Origin of the sequence: Kocuria marina, from assembly GCF_000786655.1 — a bacterium.
Taxonomy (GTDB): Bacteria; Actinomycetota; Actinomycetes; order Actinomycetales; family Micrococcaceae; genus Kocuria; species Kocuria marina_A.
In genome coordinates this window covers 20,730-32,482 of the sequence record NZ_JROM01000059.1, presented here as the reverse complement: position 1 = coordinate 32,482, position 11,753 = coordinate 20,730, and the positions used below count along the sequence as shown (strand labels likewise).

At 68.4% G+C, this 11,753-nt stretch carries 9 protein-coding genes, 2 rRNA genes and 1 pseudogene; 7 read left to right on the top strand and 5 right to left on the bottom strand.

The window, feature by feature from the left end; translation table 11 throughout:
• A 23S ribosomal RNA gene (locus AS25_RS13390) occupies positions 1-169 on the top strand; the annotation flags it as partial.
• Between the two features lie 226 nt (positions 170-395).
• Positions 396-512 (top strand): 5S ribosomal RNA (gene rrf / locus AS25_RS13385).
• Between the two features lie 168 nt (positions 513-680).
• On the opposite strand, the gene AS25_RS13380 is transcribed toward rrf, so the two are convergent.
• The 4 genes and pseudogenes from AS25_RS13380 to AS25_RS13365 form a co-directional block, all read right to left on the bottom strand.
• A complete protein-coding gene (locus tag AS25_RS13380; protein ID WP_035965838.1) occupies positions 681-1,988 on the bottom strand; it encodes an ISL3 family transposase in 1,308 nt (435 codons plus the stop codon).
• 338 nt (positions 1,989-2,326) lie between these two features.
• Positions 2,327-2,941, bottom strand: a pseudogene (locus AS25_RS13375) (response regulator transcription factor).
• A complete protein-coding gene (locus AS25_RS13965; protein WP_084118238.1) occupies positions 2,934-4,217 on the bottom strand; it encodes a histidine kinase in 1,284 nt (427 codons plus the stop codon). The pseudogene AS25_RS13375 and the gene AS25_RS13965 overlap by 8 nt, the downstream one beginning before the upstream one ends.
• 70 nt (positions 4,218-4,287) lie before the next feature.
• On the bottom strand, positions 4,288-5,538 hold the full coding sequence (locus AS25_RS13365; protein WP_035965835.1) for an IS256 family transposase: 1,251 nt from the start codon (positions 5,536-5,538) through the stop codon (positions 4,288-4,290).
• A gap of 345 nt (positions 5,539-5,883) precedes the next feature.
• Between AS25_RS13365 and AS25_RS13360 the strand changes: the two genes are divergently transcribed.
• Positions 5,884-6,366: a small multi-drug export protein gene (locus AS25_RS13360; RefSeq protein WP_052161017.1), complete on the top strand. Its 483-nt coding sequence runs from the start codon at positions 5,884-5,886 to the stop codon at positions 6,364-6,366.
• Positions 6,367-6,467: 101 nt separating this feature from the next.
• Here the strand turns inward: AS25_RS13360 and AS25_RS13355 are convergent, their stop codons facing one another.
• Entirely contained in the window at positions 6,468-7,679 is a 1,212-nt protein-coding gene (locus AS25_RS13355; RefSeq protein WP_035965833.1) for a dicarboxylate/amino acid:cation symporter, read from the bottom strand.
• A 203-nt stretch (positions 7,680-7,882) separates the two neighbouring features.
• Between AS25_RS13355 and AS25_RS15115 the strand changes: the two genes are divergently transcribed.
• The 4 genes from AS25_RS15115 to AS25_RS13330 are packed head-to-tail and all read left to right on the top strand — an operon-like array spanning position 7,883 to position 11,745.
• A complete protein-coding gene (locus tag AS25_RS15115; RefSeq protein ID WP_216594126.1) occupies positions 7,883-9,745 on the top strand; it encodes a hypothetical protein in 1,863 nt (620 codons plus the stop codon).
• Positions 9,732-10,772: an HAD-IIA family hydrolase gene (locus AS25_RS13340; RefSeq protein WP_052161016.1), complete on the top strand. Its 1,041-nt coding sequence runs from the start codon at positions 9,732-9,734 to the stop codon at positions 10,770-10,772. Before AS25_RS15115 ends, AS25_RS13340 begins: the two co-directional genes overlap by 14 nt.
• A complete protein-coding gene (locus AS25_RS13335; protein ID WP_035965827.1) occupies positions 10,769-11,005 on the top strand; it encodes a hypothetical protein in 237 nt (78 codons plus the stop codon). Before AS25_RS13340 ends, AS25_RS13335 begins: the two co-directional genes overlap by 4 nt.
• The gene (locus tag AS25_RS13330) at positions 11,002-11,745 is read left to right on the top strand and encodes a TlyA family RNA methyltransferase (protein ID WP_035965824.1); all 744 of its coding nucleotides are present in this window, start codon (positions 11,002-11,004) and stop codon (positions 11,743-11,745) included. Before AS25_RS13335 ends, AS25_RS13330 begins: the two co-directional genes overlap by 4 nt.
• Positions 11,746-11,753 lie beyond the last annotated feature (8 nt).

Sequence of the window (11,753 nt, the reverse complement as noted above, 5' to 3'; positions counted from 1 at the left end):
ATAACCGCTGAAAGCATCTAAGCGGGAAGCTTGCTCCGAGATGAGATTTCCTGACCCCCCCTTGCGGGGGTGTGAGGTGCCCAGTAGACGACTGGGTTGATAGGCCAGATGTGGAAGCGTTGCAAGACGTGGAGCTGACTGGTACTAATACACCGAAAACTTCTACACACACAATTTTCATCAGAGTGTGGTGTTCGCGTCCACCATGTGGTTGACCACCAACAACCCCCCACCCCCACCGGGTACACCGGTAAACGGGGTGGGCCAGGGTAGTGGTTGGTTGATCGTGATAACAGAATAGAGCTTGGTCCACACGAAATATCGGACCCCAATAGGTTTCACCACCCCTACACACACGGTGCTAGTACCAGCACGTGGGGGTTGGTGACAGGGTTTCCGGTGGTTATAGCGTGGGGGAAACGCCCGGTCCCATCCCGAACCCGGTAGCTAAGACCCACAGCGCTGATGGTACTGCACTCGGAAGGGTGTGGGAGAGTAAGACACCGCCGGAATCACACAAGAAAAGAGTGGTTGAGGCCGCACCCCCGTGAGGGGTGCGGCCTCCCACCATTTAACGCACCCATTCATGAGCACCGGCAGCACCGGCGCGAACACCAAGCCCACCCGCTAGCAACAAGACGAGCCCCCAGGCAATATTCCTTGGGGGCTTTGCCGGCTCTTCACAATTCGGGGTGTAGGTGTGGTCTGAATCCGCCGGCTTCGAGGAGTGCGCGGGCTATGTAGTTGGTGAGGTTGCGGAAGCCGAGGGCCAGGCCACGCAGGTGCTCGAGGCGACCGTTCACGGCTTCGGTAGGTCCGTTGCTCGTGCGCGGCCGGTCGAAGTAGGCCAGGACGTCGCAGGCGCGTCTGGTCAGGGTGCGGCCGAGCTTGCGCAGTTCTACCAACGCCTCAGGCACACTGTCGGCGAGGGCGTCGATCACGGAGCTCATCTCGACGCGGCCGGCTGCCCGGTCGGGGTGACGGTAGGCGGAGATCATCCTCTGGTAGATCCCCCAGGTGCACTCGACTTGCACGTGCCGGTCCCCAGCGAAGAGCTTGTCAAGGCGCTCGTGCTGGCGGTCGGTGAGCAGGTCAGCCCCGGTGTGCAGGGTCCGCCGCGCGGTGTAGAGCGGGTCGCCCTTGCGTCCGCGGTGTCCGTGCAGTTCCTGCTGGACTCGGCGGCGGCACTCATCGACAGCGTCCCCGGCCAACCGGATGACGTGGAAGGGATCCATAACCGTGACGGCGTCCGGCAGCTCCTCGGTGGTGGCGGTCTTGAAGCCCGCGAACCCATCCATAGCCACGACCTCGATCCCATCGCGCCAAGCCTGCTCCCGCTCGGCCAGCCAGTCCTTGAACGCCTTCTTCGACCGACCTTCGACCACGTCCAGCAGGCGTGAGGGCCCGGTGCCGTCCCGGACCGGGGTGAGGTCGATGATCACGGTGACGTACTTGTCACCGCGCCGGGTGTGCCGCCACACGTGCTCATCGACCCCGACGACCTTGACACCGTCCAGGCGGGTCGGGTCCTCGATGAGCAGACGCCGGCCCTCAGCCAGGACCGCGTCGTTGGCGGTGTTCCACGCCACGCCCAGTCCTTCGGCAACTCGGGCCATCGACAGGTGGCCGACGACGATCCCGACCAGACCCCACCGCAGGCCGGCGCGGGAGATCTTGGCCCGCGGCGGCGCCGCAGCGGTGGTGTCCTGACGCCACACGTGCGAGCACTCCTTGCAGCGGTAGCGGCGCACGGTGAGCACCAGCGTGGTAGGGCGCCACCCGAACGGCTCGTGCGCCAACTCCCTGCTCACCGTGTCACGGGGCACGCCCTGGCAGCCGCACCGCCTGCACCAGTCGTCCGGCTCCACGACCCGGCACGCCAGCACGGACCGGTCAGGCTCGAGCAGCTGGCCGGTGACCTCCAGACCGAGGCCGTCGAGGCGGGTGAAGGTAGTCAGGTCAGGGCGCGTGAAGGTAGCGTCAGGCACGTCGAGGTCTTCCGGACGGGTTGTGTGAGAACTCCCATCATCGGAAGACCTCGACCCTCACCCCGACACCGACGCGCCGCCCCAGGTCGCACCACAGCTACACCCTCATCTGTGAAGAGCCGCTTTGCCATGCCCCCGGGAACATTCCCGGGGTCCTTTAAATATCAGCCCCCAGCGACGAACTGCTGGGGGCTTTGTCATGTCCAGGGGGGTGTGATGTGGGGTGGAGTAAAAACACCCCGGGGACCTGCTGGGGTGCTTTTGCTCCACTAGAACGGGGGCGGACGCGACGGTGGCCGGGTGACCATAGTGGGCGCGATGGGCCCCGCGATCTGGACTCAGATCCATCCTTCATCCCACGCGCGCTGCACGGCCTCCTGGCGGGTGGCCACATGCAACTTGGCCAGCGCCGAGGAGACGTAGTTACGGACCGTACCTGGCGCGAGGTGGAGCGCCACGGCGACGTCCGCGAGGGTCGGCTGCTGCGCGGATTCACGCAGCACATCAAGTTCCCGGTCACTCAGAGGACATGCGGAGCCCGATAGCGCACTGGCGGCGATTTCTGGATCCACGTACCGCTTGCCGGCCGCGATGTCACGCACCACCTGGGCCAGCTTCTCGGAGGGCGTGGACTTGGGGAGGAACCCGGACACGCCCGCACACAGGGTGCGGCGCAGTACTCCGGGACGGGCGTGGCGCGTGACCATGAGGATGCGGGTGTCCACCGAGCTCACGATGCGCTGCGCCGTGTCCACGCCATCCGTGGGCGGCATCTACAGGTCCAGGTTGCACACAGTGGGGGAGTGCTGCTGAGCCGCCCGTAGAGCCTCGGCCCCGTCTGCGACATCGGCCACCACGTCGAAGTCGTCCTCGAGGCGCAGCAGGGCAGCAAGGGCCCCGCGGATCAGGTGCTCGTCGTCCGCGAGAAGGATAGTGATCCGCTCGTCATTCATGGTCGTCTCCTGTCATGCGCACGCGCGCGGTCAGGGTGAAACCGGCGTGCGCGGGATCGAAGGTGTACGTGAGCGTGCCTCCCAGCGCCGACAGTCGTTCACGCAGCCCCGCCAATCCGTTCCCGGTGGAGGCGTCCGGCGTGGATTCCGAGGACGGGGACGCGCCGTCGTTGTGGATGACGAGTTCGAGATGAGCGCCCCCGCCCGGCAGGCGTCGCCGCCGTGCGGCACGATCGGTGGGTGCGGCGTCGTCGTCACGACCCGTGGACGAGATCAGACGCAGCGAGATCCGCGCGGAGGAGGCGTGGGAGTGCCGCAGGATATTGGTCGTGCCCTCCCGCACAACGAGGCCCAGCACATTGCTCGTGACGGTGTCACCGCGGCCGTCCTCGATGGAGTCGGGGAAGGGTCGTGAGCGGCCGGCCCAGGTCCGCAGCATCGGGGGCAGGTCCACGCCCGTGTGGATCCCGGCCGCGCCGAGAACGGAGGACGCGTTCTCGAGCTCGTCCACGAGAGTGGTGGAGCGATAACCCTGGACCAGGGAGCGTGTGTCACGCAGGGCTTCCTGCGCGCCTGCGAGAGCCGCGAGGACCTGGTCGCGGGCGGCGTCGTACTGCTGTTTGCCGAGCAGGCGGGCCGCGAGATCCGTGGTGAGGCTGATGACCTGCAGGTGATGTCCCTGGACGTCGTGCAGGTCCGCAGCGAAGCGCAGCCGCTCGTTCGCGATGGCCAGGTCCGCGGCACGGCGCTGAGCGGCCTCCAGCTGTAGCATGACGCCCCAGACCCACAACGAGGAGGGGATGGCGAGCAGGACGATCCCCGCGTACTGGATGGTCATGGCGACGTCCATCGGGGTCGGGTCCACCACCCCCATGGCCCAACAGACCAAGAGGTACACGGGCGGGATCGCAGCGGCCACGAGGAACAACCAGCGCCAGCGGTGCTCGGGCTGCAGGCCGGCCGTCATGACCACGACGGCCAGGGGGAGTGCGGCGTAAACCCCTCGGGGGCCGACGCTCGCCGCGAGAACGGCGCACACAATCCCCAGGATGGCAGCCACACCCATGAAGGGAGTCAACACGGCCGCCCGACTCACACCCCGACGAATCCGCAACAGCCCTGCGGCCCAGCACAGCAGGCTCGTCACGCCGATGATCCCCGTCGTGACGTACGCGGCCGCCGATGGCCTGAACGCGATGGCCGCGAAGTTCAGGAAGAACACGTAGAGCAGGATGCCCACCAGCGTGAGGTAGGTGCTCCACCACACCAGGCTCATGTTCCGGCGTTGCCGCGCGAGGTCGAGCGGGACTGTCCGATAAACGGTGTGTGGGGCCCGGCGGTTTTCATCAGTGAGTGGTTCTCTCGAACCGTCCGGCGAAGGTGATCGCGAACGCGTTCAGCGCCGGCTTCCACCTCATCACCCAGCGTGCTCTACCGCCGCCGGTCGGATCAAGAGATCTGGTGACGAGGTAGAGGCACTTCAGCGCAGCAGCCTCGTTCGGGAAGTGCCCGCGCGCCCGCACCGCCCGCCGGTAACGGGCGTTGATCGACTCGATCGCGTTCGTCGTGCAGATCACCCGCCGGATCTCCACGTCGTACTCCAGGAACGGCACGAATTCCGCCCAGGAGCTCTCCCACAGCTGCACGATCGCCGGATACCGCTGGCCCCACTCGGCTTTGAACTCGGTGAACCGGTCCTTCGCCGCTTGTTCTGAAGGCGCGGTGTAGACCGGCTTGAGCGCCTTGGCGATCCCGTCGCGGTGTTGGCGGCCGGCGTAGCGGAAGCTGTTGCGGATCAGGTGCACGATGCACTGCTGAACCACCGTTTGCGTCCAGGTGGTGTTGATCGCCTCCGGCAGGCCCTTGAGCCCGTCACAGACGGCGATGAACACGTCCTCGACGCCCCGATTCTTCAGCTCGGAGAAGACCTGCAGCCAGAACCGAACGCCCTCGGCGCCGTCACCGGCCCAGATCCCGAGGATGTCGCGTTCCCCGTGCACGGTGACGCCCATGACGACGTAGAACGGGGTGTTGCGCACCTGCCCGTCGCGGACTTTGACCACAATCGCGTCGACGAAGAGCACCGGGTAGAGCGGGTCCAGGGGGCGCGAAGACCACTCGGCCAGCTCACCGGCGACCTTCTCGGTGATACGGCTGATGGTGTCCTTGGAGACCCTGGCCCCGTAGACCTCCTCGAAGTGCGCCGCGATCTCCCCGGTGGTCAGCCCGCGGGCCGACAGGGAGAGGACGATCTGATCGATCCCGTCCAGGCGCCGCTTGCGCTTGGGCACGATCACCGGCTCGAAGGACCCGTCCCGGTCCCGAGGCACCTCGATCTCGACGGGGCCGATCTCGGTCAGCACGGTCTTCGACCTCGTGCCGTTGCGCATGTTGGCCGCGATCGGGGTCTGCCCGTGGTCGTGGCCCAGGTGTTCGGTCAGTTCGGCTTCCAGGGCGGTTTCCAGGACGTTCTTCATCAGCTGGTTCAGCAGCCCGCCCGGGCCGACCAGGCTCACGCCTTGCTCCTTCGCCTGGGCCAGCAGCCGCTGGGCGAGGTCCTTCTGATCGATGATCTCTCCCGTCACGGGATCGATCATCTCCTCTGTCCTGTCTGTCGTGAAGTCGGTCACGGCCGTCTCCTTTCGGATCACGCCGGACCCTCACACACCGTTTTTCTTACAGTCCCGGTCGAGCTCGTGCTGTTCTGCGCCGTGGACCGGCGCGGACGTAGGGATCGCCGACATGCCTCCACCCTAGGGGCCGGGTGACCCCGGTATGACACGTGTCATGCGGGCTCGTGACATCCGGGCCCGAGGTCGTGACGGATGCTCACTGCCGCGAACTGTTCCCACGCGGAAGAGTGGTGACCAGTAGGCCACGAAGGCCCGGAAGAAAGTCATAGTAAGCAGGGGCGGAACACCTGCGGACGGAGAGGACACACGATGGATTGGTTGCAGGAGAACGTGGAAGCAGCGGGCGGGACCGTTCAGGCCCTGTTCCTGATGCTGGGCGGGGCCATCCCGTTCATCGAGTCCTACGGGGCATCGTTCGTGGGGGTAGTGGCAGGGATACACCCCGTGATGGCGGTGCTGTTCGCCGTCATCGGCAACATCATCTCCATGACCGTGCTGGTCCTGTGCGCCGAACAGGTCCGCAGGCTGTTCACACGTAATCGCGACGAGCGCAAGGAGCCGAGCAAGCGGCAACAGCGCTTCGTGAAGATGTTCGAGAAGTACGGGGTCGCCGGGGTGTCACTCCTGGGCCAGGCCGTCCTACCGAGTCAGATCACCTCTTCCATGATGGCCGGCGCGGGTGTGGCCAAGGGGAAGATCATCTTCTGGCAGTGCATCTCGATCGTGCTGTGGGGCATCCTGTTCGCGGGCCTCGCCGTGGCGGGGGTCTCCGTCATCACCGGCATCTCGTGAGCGGGCCCGGCAGGCCCACGACATGACGACGGCGCGTCGCACGGTGCGACGCGCCGTCGTCGTAGGTCGAGCGGACGACCTGTCAGGCCCTCACGAGGTGATCAGACGGTCGACTCCGCGGGGGCGTCACGCAGGTGCCCCTTCTTGTCCTTGAGCATGCGGTCCATGATGGCGGCGATGGCGCCGTCACCCGTCACGTTGCACGCGGTACCGAACGAGTCGATGGCCACGTAGGTCGCGATCATGAGCCCCACGGCGGTCTCGTCGAAGCCCAGCGTGGACTGCAGGATACCGACCGCGGCCATGATCGCGCCGCCGGGGACACCGGGCGCGGCGACCATGGTGACACCCAGCAGCAGGATGAACCCGATGTACTGCCACGTGTTGATGGGCATGCCCGAGATGGTCATGATCGCCAGGGAGAACAGCACGATCTTCATGGTCGATCCGGACAGGTGGATCGTGGCGCACAGCGGGATGGTGAACCCGGCGACGCGATCGTCCACCCCGTTGCGCTTGGCGCACTCGAGGGTCACGGGGATGGTGGCCGCGGACGACGACGTGCCCAGTGCGGTGGCGTACGCCGGGAGCATGTTCTTGAGCATCACGAACGGATTGCGCTTGGCCACCACACCGGCCACGCAGTACTGGATGAGCAGGATCACCACGGTCATGATGAACGCCAGGATCACCACCCGCAGGAAGGTGGAGATCACCAGGACGATCTGCCCGTTCATGGTGAGGCTCAGGAACATCCCGAAGATGTAGACGGGCAGCAGCGGGATGATGATCTTCTCCACGATCCGCATCACGATCGTGCGCAGCTCCCCGAAACCCCGGTGCAGGGCGTCGCCCTTGACGAACGTGATCCCCACGCCGATGCAGAACGCCAGGATCAGGGCGGTCATGACGTCGAACACGGGTGGCATGGTGATGTCGAAGAAACCGGTGAGGGCGTGGTCCGCCGGGTTCTCCAGCCCGTTGACGGACCTGTCACCGCCCAGCAGCCACGGGTAGCTGGCCTTGGCCACGAGGAACGCCAGGAGACCGGCGAAAATGGTGGAGCCGTAGGCGATGGCCGCCGTCACGGCCAGCCACTTGCCGGCACCGCGACCCAGGTCCGCGATGGCCGGGGTCACGAGGCCCACGATGATCAGGGGGATCAGGAAGCCCAGGAACTGGCTGAAGATGCCGTTGAAGGTCATGAACACCCGGGCGAGCCATTCCGGGAAGAACAGGCCGAACACGATACCCAGGACGATGGCCACGAGGACCCGCAGCAGCAGGTTTTTGGAGAGGGATCTCAAACGCATGCTTCATTATGTATGGCGCGCGCCCTCCCACTGTTCACGCCGACCTCCGATCCTCGCGCGGCGCCCCGTTCGGGTGTCACATCCGGCCCGCCCCGGCATTGGGAGCGGCTCGCGCACCGTTTGTAGAATGCTCTTCTAGAACATCGGGCGGTGCCAGATCCCGCCCCCGCACCATGGCCGCAGGCCGCAGTAGGAGACACCCCTTGAGCGAATCTGAACAGCACGGTTCCCACGATCGTTCCGATCGTCGACGCGGCGGGGGTGACCGCGGCGGCCGGTGGGGCCGTGACGAGCGCGGTTCCTCCCGGGGTGGGGGCGAGCGCCGGTTCTCCCGGGGTGGGGGCGAGCGCCGGTTCTCCCGGGACGACGGCGATCGTCGCGGTGGCGATCGCTCCTCGTACCGCGGTGGTCCCGGGGGCGCGGGTCGTTCCCGTGATCGGGACGGCTTCGGAGGCCGGGGCGGCGGCCGCCGTTCGTCGGGCGACGACGCTCGGGGCGGCTACCGGGGCCGAGACGAGCGCGCGGGGGGTTACGGCGGGCGCGGTGGCGAGCGCCGTCGTGATGACCGGGGCGGCTATCAGCGGCGCGACGACCGGCGGGACGACCGCCGCGATGACCGTCGTGACGGGGGCGGGCGACGGGACGAGCGCACTGGCGACCGCGGCGACTACCGGGGACGCGATGGGCGCGACGACCGGGGCGGCTTCCGTCGCGACGACCGACCGCAGGACGGCCGCGGCCCGGGCGAGCGCGCCGGTGGCTTCCGGCGCGATGACAACGATCGCGGCGGCGAGCGTCGCAGCGATGACCGGCGAGGAGGCTACCGCCAGGAGGACGACCGGCGCGGCCCCCGCGACGGCGCTCACGGGCGGGAGCGCGGCGGGTACGACCGCCGCGACAGCGGGTACGGACGTCGGGATGATCGCGGGGATCGGGTCCGGCGCGAGGGTGGCTACGGGCGTCGCGACGACCGCGGTGACCGGGATCGCCGGGACGGGGGCTACTCGGGCCGGGGCGCTGACCGCGGTGACCGGGCCCGCCAGGGCGGTGGACGTGGTTTCGGGGCGCGCGACGATCGTCGTGGGCACCGTGATGATCGCGGCGGCGCGCGCGGTTTCGAGCGCGACGACCGCCGGGACGCCCAGCCGCGGTTCGTGGCTCCGGACGTCGACGCGGATGTCACGGGTCGGGAGATCGACCGGGCCATGCGTCGCGAGCTACAGGCCCTCGAGGCGAGCAATGCCGAGCGGGTGTCCAAGCACCTCGTGATGGCCGCTCGCTACCTCGACGACGATCCCGAGTTCGCGCTCGAACACGCCAATGCCGCGGTGCGCAAGGCGGGCCGGATCGGCGCCGTGCGCGAGGTCGCGGGCATCGCGGCGTACGCGGCGGGTGACTACGCGCTCGCGTTGAAGGAACTGCGCACCCACCGGCGGATCTCCGGTTCGCAGGCGCACCTGCCCCTGATGGTGGACGCCCAGCGTGCCCTGGGTCGGGTGGACAAGGCCATGGAAGAGGCCGCGTCGGACGCCGCCGAGTCCTTGGACGCGGAGGGCAAGGCCGAGCTCGCCATGGTCGTGTCCGGGATCCACGCCGATGCCGGCGACGACCAGGCCGCGCTCACGGCGCTCGAGATCCCGCAGCTCGACAAGAACCGCGGGTTCTCCTACAGCCCCAAGCTCTTCCGTGCGTACGCGGACGCCCTGCGTGCGGTGGGCCGCGACAGCGAGGCCATGTCGTGGGATCGTCAGGCCATCGTCGCGGAGGCCGCGCTCGGCATGGGCCAGTTCTCGGAGCCCGAAATCGTGGACCTCGGGGACGACCTAGATGACGAGGAGGCCCGGCGCACCGTCCGGGAGGCCCAGAAGCGACACAGCGCGGACCGCCCCAGTGATGACGCCCCCGAAGTGAGCACGGACTCCGACGAGGAGGCGGCCCCTGCGCCGGAGGAGACAGCGCCGTCGGACGACGCGGCTGCTCCGGGTGACGCGTCAGCCGACAACCACGCACCCGCCGAGAGCGCCGACGGCGAGCACGGGACGGACACCGGTCATGACCGCAACTGATCCCGCCCGCGAGGAGGGGAGCGAGGACGCGACGCTCATCGAACGGTTCGACGCCTTGCTGTGCGATCTGGACGGTGTGGTCTACGCGGGACCGCACGCGATCGACGGCGCCCCGGAGAGCCTCAAGCGAGTGAAGGACTCGGGGCGCGCGGTGATGTACGTGACCAACAACGCATCCCGATCCCCCGAAGCGGTGGCCGAGCACATCTCGTCCCTCGGCGCTCCCGCTCGGACGCAGGACGTGGTGAGTTCCGCCCAGGCGGCCGCGGCTTTGCTGGCGGAGCGGCTCCCGCGGTCGGCGAAAGTGTTGATCACGGGGGCACAGGCGCTCGCGGACGAGATCCGCGCCGTGGGATTGACCCCCGTGACCTCGCAGGACGAGCAACCGCAGGCCGTGGTGCAGGGCTTCGACCCGCACATCGGATGGGAGCACCTCGCCGAGGCCGCCTTCACCCTCGCGGACGACGCCGTGCTGTGGTGCGCGACCAACACCGACCGCACCATCCCCAAGGAACGGGGGATCGCCCCCGGCAACGGGACGCTCGTGGCCGCTGTTGCCGCGGCGTCGGGCCGGGAACCCGTGGTCGCGGGCAAACCCGAGGCCCCCATCTTCCGCGAGGCGGCCGAGCGCGTCGGCGCCCGCAACCCCGCAGTCGTGGGGGACCGGCTGGACACCGACATCCTCGGGGCCAACAACGCGGGCATGCCCGGGATCGAGGTGTTCACGGGGGTGGACTCGCCGCGTTCGGTGCTCGCCGCGTGCACGTCCCAGCGCCCCACCTACCTCCTGGGGAACCTGCGTGAGCTGTTCGAACCGTATCCCCGGGTGGACGTCACGCACGACGGCGACCGGTTCCGCGCGCGGTGCCGCGAGGCCGTCGCGGCGACCGACAGCACCGCCGTGACGGTCACCGCGCCTCGCGACAGCCTGGACGGTTGGCGCGCTGCATGCGCCGCGTGGTGGGCCGCCCATCCCGACGTCGACGTCGCTCACGAACCGTCGCTGACGTGGCAGGACCCCGCGTGAACGAGGAACACCCCGAGCCCCCGCACACCGGCCTGGACCCCGTGGACCGCGTGCTCGCGCGTGAAGCAAACATCGCCGCGCTCCCCGTCACGGAACAGGCGGCGGCGTACGAGGTCCTGCACGAGGAACTAGAGCGGATCCTCAACGCGTCGCCGGGTTCGTTGCCCGCCGGGCTCACCGACTCCGTGACGGAGCCTGGGTCGGACGCCGCGGGGGAGCGGGAGCACCCGTGAACGATCGGCTCGACCGGGCGCTGACCGCGCGCGGTCTCGCCCGGTCCCGCACCGTGGCCGCCGCTCTGATCAAGGCCGGGCGCGTGAGTGTGAACGGGTCCGCGGCCACGAAACCCTCCGCCGTGGTCACCCCGGAGGCTACGCTCGAGGTCGCGGCAGCCGAGGGCGAGGAGTACGTGAGCCGCGCCGGGCACAAACTGGCCGGCGCGCTCGAACGGTTCCCGGACGTGTACCCCGCGGGCAAGCGCTGTCTGGATGCGGGGGCGTCCACCGGAGGGTTCACGGACGTCCTGTTGCGCCGTGGTGCGCGCGAGGTCGTGGCGGTGGACGTGGGGCACGACCAATTGGTCCCCGAACTGCGCGCGGACCCCCGCGTCCGGGTCCACGAGGGGCTCAACGTGCGCTACCTGGATTCCGCCGAGATCGGCGGCCCCGCCCAACTCACGGTGTGCGACCTCTCCTTCATCTCCCTGACCATCGTGGTCCCGGCGCTCGCCGCGGCCACGATGCCAGGCGGGGATCTTCTGCTCATGGTCAAGCCGCAGTTCGAGGTGGGCGTGCATGCGCTGTCCCGCACCGGCGTCGTGACGTCCGAAGCCGCGCGGGAGGCCGCGGTGGAGCGCGTGCGGGAGTGCGCGCGCGACGTCGGGCTGGAGGTCCTCGACACGGCGCCCAGTCCGCTGCCGGGCCAGGACGGCAACGTGGAGTTCTTCGTGTGGTGCCGCAGCCCGAAGCACTGACCGCGTCG